Origin of the sequence: Sorangium sp. So ce295 (genome assembly GCF_051527405.1) — a bacterium.
Classification (GTDB): Bacteria; Myxococcota_A; Polyangia; order Polyangiales; family Polyangiaceae; genus Sorangium; species Sorangium cellulosum_B.
In genome coordinates this window covers 10,824,468-10,841,600 of record NZ_CP150324.1, presented here as the reverse complement: position 1 = coordinate 10,841,600, position 17,133 = coordinate 10,824,468, and the positions used below count along the sequence as shown (strand labels likewise).

14 protein-coding genes are annotated in these 17,133 nt (G+C 71.6%); 6 read left to right on the top strand and 8 right to left on the bottom strand.

What is annotated here, in order from left to right; genetic code table 11:
• The first annotated feature begins 232 nt into the window (after positions 1 to 232).
• Together WMF11_RS41180 and WMF11_RS41175 are read left to right on the top strand one after the other, a co-directional pair.
• Positions 233 to 1,570, top strand: a complete 1,338-nt coding sequence (locus WMF11_RS41180) for a serine/threonine-protein kinase (protein ID WP_437904567.1) — start codon at positions 233 to 235, stop codon at positions 1,568 to 1,570.
• 64 nt (positions 1,571 to 1,634) lie between these two features.
• Positions 1,635 to 3,398: a VanW family protein gene (locus tag WMF11_RS41175; protein ID WP_437904566.1), complete on the top strand. Its 1,764-nt coding sequence runs from the start codon at positions 1,635 to 1,637 to the stop codon at positions 3,396 to 3,398.
• A gap of 96 nt (positions 3,399 to 3,494) precedes the next feature.
• Here WMF11_RS41175 and WMF11_RS41170 read toward each other — a convergent pair whose 3' ends face one another.
• Positions 3,495 to 4,523 carry a tryptophan--tRNA ligase gene (locus WMF11_RS41170; RefSeq protein ID WP_437904565.1) on the bottom strand — a complete coding sequence of 343 codons (1,029 nt, stop codon included), beginning with the start codon at positions 4,521 to 4,523 and terminating at the stop codon, positions 3,495 to 3,497.
• 290 nt (positions 4,524 to 4,813) lie between these two features.
• On the opposite strand from WMF11_RS41170, the gene coaBC reads away from it, so the two are divergent.
• Together coaBC and WMF11_RS41160 are read left to right on the top strand one after the other, a co-directional pair.
• Positions 4,814 to 6,199 carry a bifunctional phosphopantothenoylcysteine decarboxylase/phosphopantothenate--cysteine ligase CoaBC gene (coaBC, locus tag WMF11_RS41165; RefSeq protein WP_437974653.1) on the top strand — a complete coding sequence of 462 codons (1,386 nt, stop codon included), beginning with the start codon at positions 4,814 to 4,816 and terminating at the stop codon, positions 6,197 to 6,199.
• Positions 6,196 to 6,984, top strand: coding sequence for a CPBP family intramembrane glutamic endopeptidase (locus tag WMF11_RS41160; protein ID WP_437904563.1), 789 nt, complete (start codon positions 6,196 to 6,198; stop codon positions 6,982 to 6,984). The genes coaBC and WMF11_RS41160 overlap by 4 nt, the downstream gene beginning before the upstream one ends.
• Before the next feature lie 22 nt (positions 6,985 to 7,006).
• Here the strand turns inward: WMF11_RS41160 and WMF11_RS41155 are convergent, their stop codons facing one another.
• The 4 genes from WMF11_RS41155 to WMF11_RS41140 form a co-directional block, all read right to left on the bottom strand.
• Positions 7,007 to 7,756 carry a YebC/PmpR family DNA-binding transcriptional regulator gene (locus tag WMF11_RS41155; protein ID WP_437526015.1) on the bottom strand — a complete coding sequence of 250 codons (750 nt, stop codon included), beginning with the start codon at positions 7,754 to 7,756 and terminating at the stop codon, positions 7,007 to 7,009.
• A gap of 320 nt (positions 7,757 to 8,076) precedes the next feature.
• Positions 8,077 to 9,291, bottom strand: coding sequence for an ammonium transporter (locus WMF11_RS41150; protein WP_437974652.1), 1,215 nt, complete (start codon positions 9,289 to 9,291; stop codon positions 8,077 to 8,079).
• A gap of 141 nt (positions 9,292 to 9,432) precedes the next feature.
• A complete protein-coding gene (locus tag WMF11_RS41145; RefSeq protein ID WP_437904562.1) occupies positions 9,433 to 9,879 on the bottom strand; it encodes a universal stress protein in 447 nt (148 codons plus the stop codon).
• The gene (locus WMF11_RS41140; RefSeq protein WP_437904561.1) at positions 9,854 to 12,031 is read right to left on the bottom strand and encodes a DUF2079 domain-containing protein; all 2,178 of its coding nucleotides are present in this window, start codon (positions 12,029 to 12,031) and stop codon (positions 9,854 to 9,856) included. The genes WMF11_RS41145 and WMF11_RS41140 overlap by 26 nt, the downstream gene beginning before the upstream one ends.
• Before the next feature lie 147 nt (positions 12,032 to 12,178).
• On the opposite strand from WMF11_RS41140, the gene WMF11_RS41135 reads away from it, so the two are divergent.
• Complete coding sequence (locus tag WMF11_RS41135; protein WP_437545335.1) at positions 12,179 to 12,817, top strand: hypothetical protein; 639 nt, start codon at positions 12,179 to 12,181, stop codon at positions 12,815 to 12,817.
• 61 nt (positions 12,818 to 12,878) lie between these two features.
• On the opposite strand, the gene WMF11_RS41130 is transcribed toward WMF11_RS41135, so the two are convergent.
• The 3 genes from WMF11_RS41130 to WMF11_RS41120 form a co-directional block, all read right to left on the bottom strand.
• Complete coding sequence (locus WMF11_RS41130) at positions 12,879 to 13,862, bottom strand: lysylphosphatidylglycerol synthase transmembrane domain-containing protein (RefSeq protein WP_437974651.1); 984 nt, start codon at positions 13,860 to 13,862, stop codon at positions 12,879 to 12,881.
• A 112-nt stretch (positions 13,863 to 13,974) separates the two neighbouring features.
• The gene (locus tag WMF11_RS41125) at positions 13,975 to 14,940 is read right to left on the bottom strand and encodes a glycosyltransferase family 2 protein (protein WP_437979383.1); all 966 of its coding nucleotides are present in this window, start codon (positions 14,938 to 14,940) and stop codon (positions 13,975 to 13,977) included.
• A gap of 296 nt (positions 14,941 to 15,236) precedes the next feature.
• Entirely contained in the window at positions 15,237 to 16,052 is an 816-nt protein-coding gene (locus WMF11_RS41120) for a hypothetical protein (protein ID WP_437974650.1), read from the bottom strand.
• 328 nt (positions 16,053 to 16,380) lie between these two features.
• Between WMF11_RS41120 and WMF11_RS41115 the strand changes: the two genes are divergently transcribed.
• A complete protein-coding gene (locus WMF11_RS41115; protein ID WP_437974649.1) occupies positions 16,381 to 17,124 on the top strand; it encodes a DUF434 domain-containing protein in 744 nt (247 codons plus the stop codon).
• The last annotated feature ends 9 nt before the right edge of the window (positions 17,125 to 17,133 follow it).

Below are 17,133 nucleotides of genomic sequence, written 5' to 3'. Positions count from 1 at the left end.
CTGAACGGCGTTCCGGGTTGAGCGCCAAGGCGTTCTCTGCGACGATCCGAACACCAGGCGCCCGGTCGCATTCCGGGCGCACGCGGTCATTTTTCGATCAAGAGCACCACCTGGCACACCGAGCGCTTCTTGCGGACCCGACGTCGTGGGCGGGCCGCGGCGGGCCGCGCTCGGCGGGCTCGATTCCCGGCGGGCACTGCCTCGCTCCGGGGTTACGCGGCACGTGAGCACCATGGGAGAAGTACGCGCTGGCCACACGCTCGGTCGCTATGAGCTCCTCGTCCCCATCGCGCTCGGGGGCATGGCCTCGGTGTGGGCCGCTCGAACGGGCGGCCAGCTCCCCAGGATCGTCGCCGTCAAGCTGCTGCGCGCCGAGCTGAGCGACGATCCCGACTTCGAGGCGATGTTCCTCGACGAGGCCACCCTGGTCTCGCAGATCCATCACGCGAATGTCGCGGAGACCATCGATGCGGGCGAGGAGGACGGCGTCCTCTACCAGGTGATGGAGCTCATCGACGGTGAGCCGCTCAACCTGGTTCTCCGCGAGAGCAAGGCGCGCGGCGGCCTGCCGCTCCCCTTCGCGCTCCGCATCGTGGCCGAGGCGGCCCTCGGCCTGCACGCCGCGCACGAGCTGCGCGGCGGCGACGGCAAGCCCGTCGGCCTCGTCCACCGCGACGTCTCGCCGCAAAACATCCTGGTCGGATACGACGGGTCGGTGAAGATCCTCGACTTCGGCGTCGCCAAGGCCGCCTCGAACCTGCAGCGGACCCAGGTCGGCCAGGTGAAGGGCAAGTACGCGTACATGTCGCCGGAGCAGGCGGGCAGCGAGCCCATCGATCGGCGCACCGACGTGTTCACGCTCGGCATCGTCTTCTATCAGCTCGTGACGGGCAGGCACCCCTTCCACGCCGAGAACGATCCTGCGACGGTGCGCCGCATCTGCGACAAGGCGGCAGCCGAGCCGCCGCGGACCCTCGTCCCGTCGCTCCCGGAGGACGTCGGGCGCATCATCATGAGGATGCTCGCGAAGCCGAGGGACGAGCGCTTCGCCACGATGGCCGAGCTGCGCCAGGCCATCGAGCAGCTGTCGCCAGCGACGCCCATCGCCACCTCGGATGAGCTCGCCGCGCTGATGCAGCAGATGCTCGGCCCGCGCGGCGAGCGGCGGCGCGCCGCGATCCAGGAGGCCATGCAGATCGCGCGCGAGCGCGCGATCGACTCCGACTATCCGCAGCTACAGCAGAGCTCGCCGCAAGCCGCCGCTCAGCCCGGGCGCGCGAGCGCGGAGCGCGGCGCCGGCCCACCGCAGGGCGCTCCGCCGGCGCCGTCGACGTCCGATGAGGGCCACGCGCGGCGCTGGCTCATCCCCGCGACCGTCGGCCTCGTGGTCCTCGTGGTCCTCGCGGGCGCGCTCCTCCTGCGCTCCTCGCCGCACGGCGGCCCGCCGCGCCAGCGGGGCTCTCTGCTCGTGCCCGGGGCGGGCTCGATCAAGGAGCCGCTCCTCAGGGCCGCGCGCGCCGCCTCGAAGGCGCCGCGCGGCGGCTCCGATGTGACGCGGACCGCACCGTAGCCGCGCCGCGCGCCCGCGTTCGCTTGACGGTTCGGGCAACGCTTTTCAAGATGGCCGCCCTCGCATGGATCTTCGCCGCTCGCCGGAGCTCTGGCGGTTCGCCGCGCTGGTGGCGATCTTCGTCACGAGCGGCCTGGTCATCACCTACCTCGTGCTGCCGCCGCCGCCGGACGACGGCCCCAAGCCCCCGCCGGTCCTCCGCGTGGCGCAGGTGCCGGTGCCGACGGGCGGCGACGTGGTGGCGAACGCGCTCGACCTCGTGCGCCGCTACGCCACCGGGGAGATCCGGATCGTGCTCCCCGACGGCTCCGCGCGCGCGCTCCGCCGCAACGATCTCGGCGTCGAGATCAACCGGGTCCGCCTCGCCGAGTTCGTGCGCGAGGCGCTTCGCCCCGAGAGCGCGCTCCGCCGCGCGCACGAGCGGGCCGGCGATGGCGACAAGGACGCGCCGCTCGACATCCCGATCCCGCTCCTCCTCGACTCCGAGCGGGCGATCAGCAAGCTGCTCGACCTGAAGGTCGAGCTCGACGCGCCCGCGGTCGACGCGTATGTCGACCTCGAGGCGAAGCAGCTCAAGCCCGAGAAGATCGGGTATCGGCTGGACGTCTACGGCACGCTCGCGCGCATCGACGCCGCCCTCCGGGCGGGCGAGGACACCGCGCAGGCCAGCGTCGAGACGATCGCGCCGAAGCTCGTCGCCGAGCAGCTCGGCAACGTCAAGTTCGATCAGGTGCTCGGCTACTTCGAGACGCGCTACGCGACCGGCGCGCGATCCAAGGAGAGGACGTACAACCTCAGGCTCGCGGCCTCCAAGCTCGACGGCGTGGTCATCATGCCGGGCGAGATCTTCGACTTCAACGAGACGGTCGGCCCGCGCGACGAGGCGCACGGGTACCGCGTCGCTCCGGTCATCGCCCAGGGAGAGCTCGTCGACGGGCTCGGCGGCGGGACATGCCAGATCTCGGGTACGCTCCACGGCGCCGCGTTCTTCGCGGGGCTCGAGATCGTCGAGCGCTACCCGCACTCCCGCCCGAGCTACTACATCAAGCTCGGCCTCGACGCGACCGTCGTCTACCCGACGATCAACTACCGCTTCAGGAACCCGTTCGACTTCCCGATCGTGCTCCACGAGACGGTGGCCGGCGGCGTCGTGCGCGCCGAGATCCTCGGGCCCTCGCGCAAGCTCACGGTCACGTACTTCCGCCGCATCGACGAGGTCATCCCGTTCGAGGAGCTGGAGCGCCCGACGCCGAAGCTGCCCGAAGGGACGCGGGCGCTCGCTCAGCGCGGCATCCCCGGCTTCAAGACGACGAGCTCGCGGGTCGTCCGCGACGGCGCCTACGCGGTGCGGGAGAAGTGGAGCGACAGCTACCCGCCGACGGCGCAGATCGTCCATGTCGGGAGCGGTCCGCGCGACCCCGAGGCCAAGACGGCCGACGACAATCACCCCGAGTACGTGGCGGACGAGTACCTCGTCGTGACGCAGGGGCCGGACGTCCGCACGCCAGGCGCGACCGGCCCGGAGCCGGGCGGCGGCACCGTCGAGAGCCGCGAGCCCGGGCTCACGGGCGAGCGCGGCTGGACCGAGCGCGCGGGGTTCGGCACGTTCCGCGCGAAGGGGGAGGAGCGCGCCGAAGGGGACGGCAGCCGCGCGCGCGGCGAGGACGCGCCGCCCGCTGAGGGGATCGCCGTCGCGCACGCCCCGGGCGCGGCGGCGCCGGAAGCCCGTGGCCAGCGGGACCCCGCGGGGGACGAGGCGAAGGGCGGCAAGGGCAAGAAGCGACGCCAGAATCAGAACCAGAAGAAGACGACGAGCGACGGCGGCTGAGCGGGCGGCCTCGAGCGGAGCCGGCGGCGGCTGCTCGGCGGCGCTCGCCGCGCGCTGGCCCCGGCGAGCTCCGCTCGTCCTCCGCCGCCGCGGCCTTCAGCGAGCGCCGATCGCCCGGCGCACCTCGTGGAGCGTCGGGCCCGCGAGCGCCCGCGCGCGCTGGGCGCCTTCCAGGAGCAGGGCGTCGATGCGGGCCGGGTTGGCCATGAGATCGGCGTAGCGGCGCCGCGGCTCCTCGAGCGCGCGGTTCAGCACCTCGAACACGGCCTCTTTCGCCTCGCCCCAGCCGATGCCGCTCTGGTAGCGGCCGCGGAGCGCCTCCGCCTCTTCGGACGTGGAGAACTCCCGGTAGAGGTGGAAGAGCGGCGAGGTGTTCGGATCCTTCGGCTCGCTCGGGGGCGACGAGTCCGTCTTGTACTTGAAGATCGTCTTGCGCAGCTTCTCCGGCGGCAGGAAGAGCGCGATGGTGTTGTCGTAGCTCTTGCTCATCTTGCGGCCGTCGAGGCCCGGGATCACCGCCGTCTCCGCGCTGATGCGCGCCTCGGGCAGGACGAGGGTCGGGCCGTAGATCGCGTTGAAGCGCTGCGCGATATCGCGGGCGATCTCGATGTGCTGGACCTGGTCCTTGCCCACCGGCACGACATTCGTCTTGAACAGGAGGATGTCGGCCGCCATCAGCACCGGATAGGCATAGAGGCCCATGTTGATCCCGGCGTCGAGGTCGTCGCTGTCCTCGGCGCCCGCGGCGCTCGACGCCCCGGCCCGGGACTCCATGTTCTTGGCGACAGCCGCCTTGTAGGCGTGGGCGCGGTTCATGAGCCCCTTCGCCGTGAAGCAGGAGAGGATCCAGCTGAGCTCGAAGATCTCCGGAACGTCGGATTGCCTGTAGAAGATGACCTTCTCGGGATCGAGGCCGAGCGCGAGCCACGTCGCGGCGACCTCATGGACCAGGCTCCGGAGCTTCTGCGCGTCGTGGATGAGGTTGAGCGCGTGATAGTCCGCGACGAAGTAGAGCGCGTTCGACGCGGTCCCTGCGAGCGCGAGCGCCGGCTTGATCGCCCCTACGAAGTTGCCGAGGTGCGGCGTTCCGGTGGGCTTGATGCCGGTGAGGACGGTGCTTGCCATCGTTGTCGTGTTCCTCTGAGGGAGCTCATCCCATTACGCGCTCCCGGTGGGTGATGCCACTGTCACGCCCCAAAAATCAGCCGGGTTTCTTGCTGCGCGGGCGCGTTGGCGCGGGTCGGCGCGCGGTAGTGCGCGCGTGCGCGCCAGCGCGAGCTCTCTGCCCGCAGCGCGACCCCGGATCATCCGCCCGCGGCGCAGCGTGTACCGTGTCGTGGCCGTGTACGATCGGCGATTTTCGTGCCACGGTGGACGCCGGACCGACCCCCACGACCCACGCTGGCACCTGCGCCATGTCTGGCCGAACGCCGTCATCTCCCGCACCTCGCCCCGAGGCCTCCGCCCCGCCGCCCGCTGGCCAAGCCCCCGAACGCGCGCGGCCGATCGTCGCGCTCGCCGTCTCGGGCAGCATCGCCGCGTACAAGGCCGCCGAGGTGGCCCGGCTCTTGATCCAGGGCGGTGCGCGCGTGCTCCCGATCATGACGCGCGCGGCGCAGCAGTTCCTCGGGCCGATGACGCTGAGCGGGCTTTGCGGCGAGCCGGTGCGCGACACCATGTGGGATCCCGGCTTCGCGGGCGAGCTGCACGTCGCGCTCGCCGCCGAGGCCGATCTCGTGCTGCTCGCGCCCGCGACCGCCGACGTGATCGCCCGCCTCGCCGCGGGGCGCGCCGACGACCTCGTGACGGCGCTCGCCCTGTGCGCGCGGGGGCCTGTGCTCGCCGCGCCGGCGATGCATCCCCGCATGTGGGCTCATCCCGCGACGGCGCGGAACGTCGCCACGCTCGAGGCCGACGGGCGCGTGCAGCTCGTCGGCCCGGTCTTCGGCGAGGTCGCCTCGGGCGAGCGCGGCCTCGGGCGCATGGCCGAGCCGGCGGCGATCGCGGCCGCGGCGTTCTCGCGGCTCGCCCCGCGCGACCTCGCGGGGCTCCGCGTCGTCGTCACCGCGGGCCCGACGCTCGAGGACCTCGATCCCGTGCGCTTCCTCGGCAACCGGTCGACCGGCAAGATGGGCTTCGCCGTGGCGGAGCGGGCCGCGGCGCGGGGCGCGCAGGTCACGCTCATCGCCGGCCCCGTGTCGCTCTCCACGCCGCCGGGCGCGCGCCGGGTCGACGTGCGCGGCGCGCTCTCGATGCGCGGCGCGCTCTGGCAGGCGCTCGGCGAGGACCTGCGCGGCGCCGACGCGCTCATCATGACGGCCGCCGTGTCCGACTACCGCCCGGCCGAGCTGCACGCGACCAAGCTGAAGCGGACGCCCGACCTCGCGTCGCTCCCGCTCGTGCCGAACCCTGATTTGCTCGCGGAGATCGGCGCGGCGCGCGGCGGGCTGGCGGACGCTGCCGGCGACGACGGAGCGCGCTCGCCGGTGCTCGTCGGGTTCGCGGTCGAGACCGCCACGGACGAGGGGGTCATCGCCTACGCCCGGCACAAGCTCGCGAGCAAGCGCGTCGACATGATCGTCGCCAACCACGCGGCGGACTCGTTCGGCCGGGACGACAACCGCGCCACGATCGTGACCGGCGACGCCGCCGACGCGCTCGGCGTGTTGCCCAAGCCGGCGCTCGCGGACCGCATCCTCGACCGGGTCTTGCAATTAAGTCAGACGAGTCAGACGAGTCGAACGAGTCAGACGGGTCGAACGAGTCAGACGGGTCGGACGGGTCAGGCGAGCGCGCGATGATCCCGGGTGAAGACCGCGCCGCGGCTCCTCCGGCTGCCTCTGGCTCGGCCGCCCCGGCCTCGTCGCGCGATCCGCGGGCCATCGATCCGCGCGATCCGCCGCGCTCTTCGCGCCGCGAGGCCGCGCTCATCGCCGCGTCCGTCACCGCCTGTGTCGCGCTCGCCGTCTCGTTCGCGTTCGATCCCGGCCGCGCGGGCGCGCCTGCCATGCTCGCGGCGCTCGGCGCGCTCTACGCCGTCCTCACGGCGATCACCGTGATGTGGCTCCGCCGGCGCGGCGAGCTCCGCGCCGCGCTCCGCCCCCTGTCCGGCGATCTCGCGCGCGGCGCCCTGGTCGCGGCGGGGCTCTACGGGCTCGCCATGGCGGTGCAGCTGCTGCTCGCCCCGCGGGGCTCGCCTCGCGAGGCGTGGGTCCTTCGCCTGTACCTCCAGCTCGGCGACCCCTCGGCCGACGCGCGCGTGTTCGTCGGCGCGCTCGTCTTCGTCATCGCCGCGCTGGAGGAGATCGTCTGGCGCGGGCTCGTCCTGCGCGCCCTGGAGGGGCCGCTCGACCGGGGCGCCGCGTGGCTGCTGTCGAGCGCGCTGTTCGCCGCCGCGCACGCCCCCACGCTCTTCCTGCTCGGCGATCCGGTGGCCGGGCCGAACCCGCTGCTCGTCGCGGCGGGCTTCGGCTGCTCGATCGTGTGGGGTCGCGTGGTGCACCGGACCGGGCGCCTGGCGCCGGCGGTCTTCGCCCACGCGTTCTTCTCGTGGGCGATCGTGAGCTTCCCGATCTGGCGGCCGTGACGGGCTCGCGCCTGCCGCGGGATCAGCCCTCGAGCTTCGCGAGCTCCTCTTCGGGGACGTCGAAGTCGGCGTAGACGTTCTGCACGTCGTCGTGGTCGTCGAGCGAGTCGACGAGGTTCAGGCAGACCTCGGCGTCGCGGCCCGCGACCTCTTTCTTGGTCTTGGGGACGTAGCCCGCGGAGTTCGACTTCACCGCGATCTTCGCGTCCTCGAGGGCCTTCACGACGGTGTCCATCACGTCGACGCTGGAGAGCACCTGCCACTCCTCTCCCTGGTCGCTGTAGTCGTCGGCGCCCGCGCCCACGGCGGTGTCCATCAGCTGATCCTCCGTCGCCGCGTCCTTCGCGAGGAGGATGATCCCCTTCCTCTCGAAGGCCCACTGCGCGGAGCCGCCGGCGCCGAGCTGCCCGTTGTTCTTCTCGAAGATCTTCCGGATCTCGGCGACGGTGCGGTTCCGGTTGTCGGTCATCGCCTCGCAGAGGAACAGCGTCCCGCCGGGCCCTGTCCCTTCGTAGAGGATCTCCTCGTAGTTCGCGCCCTCGATCTCGCCGGTGCCGCGCTGGATGGCGCGCTTGATCGTGTCGGCGGGCATCGCCTGGCCCTTGGCGTCGTTGATCGCCTTGCGGAGGCGCGGGTTGCCGTTCGGGTCTCCGCCGCCCATGCGCGAGGCGACGGTGATCTCCTTGATGAGCTTCGTGAAGAGCTTGCCGCGCTTCGCGTCGAGCGCGCCCTTCTTGCGCTTGATGGTGGCCCACTTCGAATGGCCGCTCATGCCTGTCTGCTCCGTGATGACGGGGCGCTCGCTCGTGGCGCGCGCCCAGGGGGAAGGTTCGGCGCAAGATGGAGCACCGTTCGGTTCGAGCGTAGAAACCGTCAGGGCGCCGGGAGCGCCAAGAGATTGTCGAGCTCTCTTGGCGCTCTCGGCGCCTTTCGGTTCGAACCGTCTGTCGCTCTAGCGGTGCGCCCGGGGGGAGGCAACAACGACGGCACCCCCGGCCGCGCGGTTCCCTCCTCACCGGGAGGACGAGCGCGGCCGGGAGCCCTTGTCGACCTGGGTCTGCGGCTGCCCCCCTCTGTGTCGCTACAGCGTCGCTACAGCGCGTAGCCGGTCTCGCCGTGCTCGGTGGCGTCGAGGCCCTCGCGCTCGTCGCTCTCGGGCACGCGCAGGCCGATCAGCTTGTCGACAAGCTTGAGGAGCACGAAGGTCACGATCGCGGCGTACAGCCCGACGGCCGCGATGCCGACCAGCTGCGGGACCATCTGCCCCGGGTTGCCGGCGATCACGCCGTCGCGGCCGGCCTCGTTCAGGGCCTTCTCGGCGAAGACGCCGGTGAGGATCGCGCCGAGGAGGCCGCCCACGCCGTGGACGCCGAACGCGTCGAGCGAGTCGTCGTAGCGCAGGCGCTCCTTCGAGACGACCGCCGCATAACACACCACGCCCGCGAGCAGGCCGATCACGACGGCGGCCCACGGCGCCACGAACCCGGCCGCGGGCGTGATCCCGACGAGCCCGGCCACGATGCCGGACGCCACGCCGAGCGCGGTCGGCTTGCCTCGCTGCGCCCACTCGACGAGGAGCCACGCCGCGCCGCCCGCCGCCGCCGCGAGGTGCGTGTCGAGCAGCGCCAGCGCCGCGAGCCCGCCCGACGTCAGCGCGCTGCCGGCGTTGAAGCCGAACCACCCGAACCACAGGATGCCCGTGCCCGTCAGGGTCATCGTCAGGTTGTGCGGCACGTGCCGCTCGTGCGGATATCCCGTGCGCCTGCCCAGCACGAGCGCACAGATCAGCGCCGAGATGCCCGCCGCGAGGTGAACCACGGTGCCGCCCGCGAAGTCGAGCGCGCCCATCTCGAAGAGCCAGCCCTTCTCCGCCCACACCCAGTGCGCCACCGGGTCATAGACGAGCGTGGACCAGAGCAGGATGAAGACCAGGTACGCCGAGAACCTCATCCGCTCGGCGAACGCCCCCGCGATGAGCGCGGGCGTGATCACCGCGAACATCATCTGGAACGCGGCGAACGCGATGTGCGGCACCGTGCCGCGCTCGACCATCGCGATCCCGTGCAGACCGACAAAGTCGAACCCGCCGATGAGCCCACCGTGCGAGGTCCCGAACGCGAGCGAGTACCCGATGGCCACCCACTGCACCGAGATCACCGCGAGCGCGGCGAACGAGTGCATGAGCGTCGCGAGCACGTTCTTGCGGCGCACCATGCCGCCGTAGAACAGGGCGAGGCCCGGCGTCATGAAAAGGACGAGGGCTGTCGATGCGAGGAGCCAGGCCGTATCCCCAGTGTCGATCTTCATGGCACCGGGGTAACGTGCCCAATGTTTCAACGAGGTTTCGTCGTCGCGGCAGGACGCATTTGACAGGAAGTCGGGAAATTTCTAACGCCCGATCTGGCGGCGCCGGACACCGAATCCGATCGTTTCGTGATGTCACCTACATCAGGCCGGTTGCGGTCCCCGTATCGACAGGACCGGGACCTTTGCCGATCTCACCACCCGCTGCGCGACGCTGCCGAGCAGCGCCCGCGCGACCGCCCCGCGCGCGTGCGTCCCGATCACGATCATCTCGGCGCCGATCTCGTCCGCGAGGCGGCAGATCTCCTCGTCGGGGACGCCGGCGCGCAGCACGCCCGAGATCTCGACGCCGGGCGTGGCGCGCCGGCGCTCGAGCACCTGATCGAGGCTCCGCTGCGCCGCATCGGCGATGCGCGCGGCGTCCTCGGCCGAGGGGATCAGGGACGAGCCTTCCGGGAAGCTGTAGACGGGCACGCTGTACACGTGCGCGACGACGAGCTTCGCGGACAGCTTGCGGGCGAGCTCGATCGCCGTGTCGAGGGCGATCTCGGAGGTCGCGTTGAAGTCATGGGCCAGGAGGAGGGTCTTCATCTTGCTCCGCGGTGGTGGAGGGCGCAGGCGGCGCGCCGCCGTCCTTTCGGTCCAGCTTTCGTAGCTCCGGGGGCGGGTCTCCGGTAGGGGGCTCGTCGGAGGCTGCCGGCGCCGGCGGCTGCGCCTTCGACGGCGGCTTCACCCGCTTGAACAGCGCCATCTTCTTCAGCCGGCTGAGCTCCTCGAGCTCGCCGCGCTTCACCGCAGCGTTGTGGCGCTCCAGGTCCTTGCCCTTGAGCTCCCCCTCGTCGAGCAGCACGTACTGGACGGTCGCGGCGCGGTCGCCCGGATAGAAATAGGCCTCCTTCCGGTTCGACACGTGCGGTCCCATCTTGCTCGTCGCGCCGACGATGGCGCTCTTCGGGATCGCCTCCACCTGCTGCCGGACCCAGGCGTAGGTCGCCTCCTGGTCGGGCGTCAGCTTGCGCGCCACGCGGGAAAAGCCGCCCCTGAACGACGCGTTCTCGACGAGGCCGCCGAACTTCCACGACATCAGCGCGGCCGCCACCACCATGGCGGCGAGCAGCGCGCGCGACAGGCGCCGCCCGTCGAGCCCGTAGTACGCGGTCGGCCCGGAGCCCTCGATCCGCTTGAGCGCGATCGGCGTCAGCACGAACGCGATGGGGAAGAGGATCGACGAGTACTGGAAGTGGATCGAGAACACCGCGTCGCGCGAGGCGAGCAGGCAGAACAGGAGCCCGTAGGCGAGCATCCAGCGCCCGGGCTTGGCGAGGAAGGGCAGGAAGCAGAGGGGGACGAAGAGCTGGAGCAGGAAGATGATCTTCGGCTCCTCCAGCAGGACCTTGAGCGCGAAGACAGGGTTCGTGAGGAGGGAGACGAGCATGCCGCCGAGCCCGCTCCGGTTCGGCATGAGCTCCTCGTAGTAATAGGCGAACGAATAAGCGTCCTTGCCGGACATGATGATGCCCGCCGACGTCATGAAGAACAGCTTCACGATCACGAAGTAGACGAGGCTCGTCGCGATCGTCACCCAGCCGAGGCGCGTCCTTCCCGGGCGCCGGTCGAAGATGGCGTAGAGCCCGATGAAGCACATCAGCAGGGAGACGTCCTCCCGGCAGAGCAGCAGCACGGCGAGGGTGACCCAGTACAGCCTGTCCCTGCCGGTCTCGTAGAAGTAGAGGAGCCAGACGACGAGCGGCGAGATCAGCGCGAGCGAGTGGAACTCGTACATGTTCGCGCCGTGCAGGGCCGGATAGATGGCCCACACGGCGGCGAGCAGGAGCGCCTTGCCGCGGTGAGCGAGCTTGTCGCGCGCGAGCAGGTACACGGGGACGACGCCGGCGCCGAGCCACGCGGACTGGAGGATGAGGAGGAACTCCGCCCTCGGGTAGATCAGGTAGAGCGGCGAGAGCAGGATGAGGATCGGGTCGAAGTGCGCGGAGCCGTGGTAACCGGCCTTGAGCCAGGAGCAGCCGAGCGGCCGTCCGTGGATCGTCTGGTAGAAGATGTTGTCGTAGTACCCGAGGTCGGGCGTCCTCGTGTGCAGCGCGCGGTGGTTGGTGATCGCGAGCCGGGAGAAGAAGAGCGTGTAACCCGTCCACATCGCGAGCAGGGCCAGCGACGGGAGCCATCGCGCGACCGTCGCGAGCGCGCGGCTTCCGCGGGCGGGCGCGCCATCGAGCTCGGACGCATCGTCGAGCCCGGGCGAGAGCCGCGCGCGGCGGCCCCAGGCGTAGGCGCCGACGCCCGTGGCCAGGGCGGCGAGGGCGGCGAAGAAGATCGTGCTCTTCGGGCTGTCCTTCTCGATGTTCGGGAGCTTGAGCGCGGCGACGAACGGGAGCGCGAGCAGGGGGATCAGGGCGCGGTTGAGGCGGCCCACGGTGCCCACGAAGTCCCACGAGCGGGTGCGGACCCGCCGCGCCAGCATCACGAGGAAGTAGGCGAGCGCGACCCCCACGATGGCGGCGACGGCGCCGCCGGCCATCCAGCGGCGCTCCACCTCGGTCAGCTTGTTCGTGTCGAGCTGCGCGTGCCGGCTCGGGTGGATGAAGACCCAGGCCGTCACGGCGATGCTCATGCCGTAGAGGATCGGCCACGGCGCCAGGGTCAAGGCGGCGCGCGCGAGCCGCTCGAGGGCGCCGTCGAGCTTGGCGAGCGCGCTGTTCAGCCTGGTGCGGTGGTTCTCTAGCATAGGTGAGGCGGGTCCTCGGCTACTTGACCCCACCCCCCGCTGTCAAGGAGCGGGGGGAACATCGCGAAAGGACGCGGAAGGACGTGTAACGACGCGAGGGCGCGGGAAGGGCAGGGCGCCACGCGCGGCCCGCGGTAGAATGGCGCCATGTCGCACTACCGGGATCATCTCGATGCGGCTCGCGCGCGCATCGAAACCCTCGAAGCCAAGCTGAAGGAGCGGGATGCGGCGCTCGCCGCCCGGGACGCGGAGATCGCGGAGATCCGTGCGGAGGTCGAGCGGTTGCGTGATGGATCGGACGATGATGGGCCGCCCGACGGGCCGCTCGGCCGGGGCGGCGGGCAGCGGGCCCTGCTGGTGGCGCTCGCGGTGTGCAGCTTCGCCACCGCGACGGGCTATGCGATGGTGCGCCCCTCGCACTGCCTGCAGCGCGGCGGGGCGTACCCCCCCTCTGCCGAGGTGTCGCTGCGCTCTCACGAGGGGTACGACGCCTTGTCGAGCCGGGTCGACGGGGCGCGCGTCCGGGTGGGCAAGGCCGCGGGCGCGGCGCTCGAGCACGGCCGCGTCCGGGCGAAGCGCTGCTGGCAGCCGGACGGGCCGAGCGGGGAGGGGAGCGTGACCGTGACCTTCGCGCCGAGCGGCGAGGCCCACGTGGCGCTGGACGGGGCGCCCTTCACCGGGACCGAGGTCGGCGCGTGCGTGGTCGACGCATTCCGAGCCGCCGCGGCGCGGGTGCCGGCCTTCGAGGGGGAGCCTCTTCGGCTCACGACCCCGATCTCGCTCTGAGTCGATCGAAGGAGCTCGTCGCTCGCGCTCGCCCCTGCGGGCGACGGAGGAGCTCGGGGCGCTAGCCGGATCCGGGGGTGGAAGGGGCCGGGGAGGTCGGCGGGGGGGCGAGCTGCCAGCTCACGAAGCCGACGGCGACGACGATGAGGTAGATGACGGCGAAGATCAGCAGGCCGAAGCTGACGCCGTGCTCGGCGGTGAAGCCGAGCGAAGGGAATACGAGGGAGAAGAAGAACTCTCGGACACCTACGCCGGCGATCGAGATCGGCAAGAGACCGAGCAGGTTCGCGATGGCGAGCAAGCAGGTGACGTCGAAGAGCGAGAGCGGTACGCCGAGGGCGCGCGCGATGAGGTAGCCCTGCGCGAAGTTGACGACGAACGTCGCCACCGTGACCGGGAGCGTGAAGAGGAGCCCGCGCCCGACATGAGCGCGCAGCGCGACCAGGAAGCGGCTCGCCGCGCCGGGCTCCGCGCTCTCCGACGGATCCTTCGCGAGCTTGCGCGAGAAGGCGAGCAGCAGCCGCTCGGCCAGCCCGGGGATGAGCAACACGAGGGGCGCCAGGACCGTCAGGGCGATTCCACCCCACGTCAGCCAGGCCAGGCGGCCGGCGATCACGGCGCTGTAACGGGCGACGCCGACCGCGACGAACGCGGCGAGCACGTAGAGATCACACAGCCTGTCCATCACGACGGTGGCCAGCCCCTCCGCGTAAGGCACGCCGAGGTCGTGGCGCAGGTAGCGGATCCGGAGCAGGTCGCCGACCCGCCCGGGGGTCAGCATGCCAACGTAGAGCGACGTGGCGTAGGCGCTCCACGCACGCCGAAGCGGATAAACGATGCCCCGGGCACGCAGCAGCGCGTCCCAGCGGACCACCTTGAGGTGGATGTTGAGGACGTTCAGCGCCGCCGCGAGCGCGAGCGGGCCAGCCGAGGCCGACACGACCGCGCCGAGCACCGCGTCCCGGTCGTCCATGCGCACGACCACGAGGACGAGCAACAGCGGGCCAATCAGGCGGACGAGGGCGCGCAGGGCGGCGCGGCTCACGACGGCAAACCCCGGCCGCGCGCTCAGCGAGGCGCCGCGGAGCAGAGGGCCTGAAGCGAGGGGAGGCGCCCGGACGCGGGGACCCAGGACCGATCGAGGCGAGGCTCGGAGATCACTCGAACTCCTCGCGGATGGGCGGCTCGTCTGCCAGGTGGCGCTGCTGCATCTGGAAGGTGAGGAACTCGCCGATGAAGCCCATCGAGAAGAACTGGATGCCGAGGAGGATCATCAGCACGCCGAGGAGGAGCAGCGGCCGGTCCCCGATCTTGTGACCGAGCAGCCAGAGGAACGTCAAATACGCGTTGATGGTCACGCCGGTCGCCGCGAAGACCAGGCCGATGAGGCCGAAGAGGTGCATCGGCTTCTTCGAGTAGCGCGTGAGGAACATGACGCTGAGCAGGTCGAAGAAGCCGCGCAGGATGCGCTCCAGTCCGTAGCGCGAGGCGCCGTACTTGCGGGCGTGGTGGCGCACCGGGATCTCCGTGACGCGGAAGCCTTGCCAGGCGGCGAGCGCCGGGATGTACCGGAAGAGATCTCCGTAGATCGGGATGGTGCGCAGCACCTCGCGACGGTAGGCCTTGAAGCCACAGTTCATGTCATGGAGCTTCACGCCCGTGACCGCGCGGACGGTCCCGTTGAAGATCCGCGACAGGACGAGGCGATTGGCGGGGTCGAGGCGGTTGACCTTCCAGCCCACCACGACGTCGAGGCCCTCCTCGACCTTGGCGATGAAGCTCGGCAGATCGGCCGGGTCGTCCTGGAGATCGGCATCCATCGTGACGACCACGGCGCCCCTCGCCTTGCGGAACCCGGCCGTGAGCGCCGTCGCCTTGCCGAAGTTCTTCCGCAGCCGGATCCCCTTCACGACCGGGTTCTCCGCGCGGATCCTGGAGATGACGCCCCAGCTGTCGTCCGTGCTGCCGTCGTCCACGAAGATGAGCTCGTAGGAGAAGCGGCCCTTCAAGGCCTGATCCACCCGCTGCGCGAGCTCCATCAGGCTCTCCGCCTCGTTCAGCCCCGGGACGACCACCGAGACGTGCGGCGCCGCCGAGGCGGCCGGCGCGATGGAAGGCGCCATGAGGCTCGGGCGAGGATCGATGGCGGCGAGGCCGAACGTCGCGCGGTCCTCCGGAGCCTCGTGAGGGGCAGGTGTGGGGGGCTGGTCCACAATCACGGCGGCGGAGGATAGCAGAACGTCACGAGAAGGCGCGGTTCCGTCCGAGAGCGCGCTGCAAGCGCGACGGCAACGAGGGCAGGACGTGCTGCCGGTCACCGGCAGGGGAGAGGGAAGCGCTGCGGGATGCTGGCAGGGGGAGAGGGAAGCGTTGCCAGGGGCTGGCGCGGGGCGAGGCGCGTCTTCAGGTGTCGGACGCCTCAGGCGGGGGTGCTCTCCGGCCCGTCGAGCCGTGGCGACGGTGGTTCCGCGGTGGTCGTGTCGCCCTTCTCGTCGGCCGTGAGGGCGCGCTGGGGGCTCCGCTCGAGCAGCGCCAGGAAGGGCGCGTGGAGCGCCTCGAGGAGCTCGCGCTGCTTGCCGCTCGGCGTGTGCTCGATCAGCCAGCTGATCTCGTCGTGGATGGCGTTGAACGCCGACGCACACGCGGTCATCGCCTCGAGGATGCGCTTCGAGCGCGCGATCGCGCGCGTCTGGCCGGAGCTCCGGCCGAGCCCCCTGGCGAGCGCCGTTGTCGCCTCCTCGATGCGCTTCAGGTATGCGCCGGCGCCGATCTTCTTCACGTCGGCGGAGCGCGGCGCCTTGCTCGCGATGGCGACCTGGCGCCAGCCGAAGTCGACCTCGGCGTCGTACCCGTACTGGGTCTGCTCGGTGCCAGCCCCCGCGAGCAGCGCGCCGCGCAGCCGGATCGCCGCGTCGCGGTGGGCCGGATCCCTGCCCTCGGCCGCCGACGCGAGGAACAGGTGCAGCGCTCGTTGGGCAGCGTCCCACGCCGCGTCGAGCTCGGCGAGCGCCGCGGTCGACGCCACCCCGAGCGCTTCGTCGAGCGCCGCGATGCTCCAGAGCGCGCGCAGCTTCCAGACCACCGGCCTCGGCGCCTCGAAGAGCAACGCCGTCGGGACGCGGCTCGGGACGTCGTACCTGCCGATCAAGACGCCCTTCCACGCGCCGTGCTCGAGATCCCGCGCGAACGCGCTGAACGCCTTGTCCGTGACGAAGCTGTATCCGTGGGCTGCCATCGTTCGCTCTCAGCTCCTCCCCCAGAAACCGCGCATTTTAGCGAGCCGCGCGCGCTCTGCCGCAAGCGCTTTCCTCCAGGCGCCCGGTCGGGGCCTCGCTCGGTGCGCGCCGGGCGAGCGGGGCGCCGAGGCGCGTTCCGTGCAAGAGCACGCGCCGCTGGAGCAGCGGCTCCTGGTGTGGAGGCTGCTCGCTCGCGGCGATCGAGGCGCGGAGCGACCAGGCGATCTCCGCGACACGAGCGCTCGGAGGCGACCCGGGTGTGGTAATCGAGTCGCGTGGGGAGCCGACGGCGTGACAGCGTGCTGATGCGCCGAGGAGGAGGGTGACATGGCGGGCGAACACAGCGGCGCGCCGCGCGGCGGGCACCCGGACGATGAGCGGCTGTTCGGCCCCGATGCCGTCCGGACGCTGCGCGTGGCCTTCGAGGAGGTGACGTGGCTCCTCGGCCGCGGCTACCCGCTGCGCACCGCGATCCGGACCGCCGGCGACCACCACCAGCTGGCCGCACGCCAGCGCCTCGCGCTGCAGCGGGCCGCGTGCTCGGACGCGCAGCGGGCGTCGCGCCTCGCGCGCTGCGCCCCGTCCTCGTCGCTCCAGGGCGCGGAGGCGAACATCGACGGCTTCAACCTGATCATCACCCTGGAGGTGGCGCTCGCGGGCGGGCTGCTGGTGCGCGGGCCGGAGGGGGCGCTGCGCGATCTCGCGGGGCTGCGCGGCAGCTACGCGCCGATCGCGGAGACCGACGGAGCCATCGATCGGATCGGCGACGCGCTGTCCGGCGCCGGCGCGGCGCGCGCGCGCTTCCTCCTCGACGCGGCGATCCCCAGCTCCGGGCGGCTGCGCGCGCGGATCCTGGAGCGGCTCGAGGGCGCGCCCCTCTCGATCGAGGCGACGCTCGTCCCCGATCCCGACCGCCTCCTCGCGGGGGCGGCGGGCGTGATCTCGTCCGACAGCGTCGTCCTCGATCGCTGCGCGCGCTGGGTCAACCTCGCGGACGAGATCGTGGGCGCGCGCGTGCCGGCGGCGCGCGTGGTCGAGCTCGTCCCTCGCGGAGGGGATGCCGGCGCGTGAGGGCGCGGA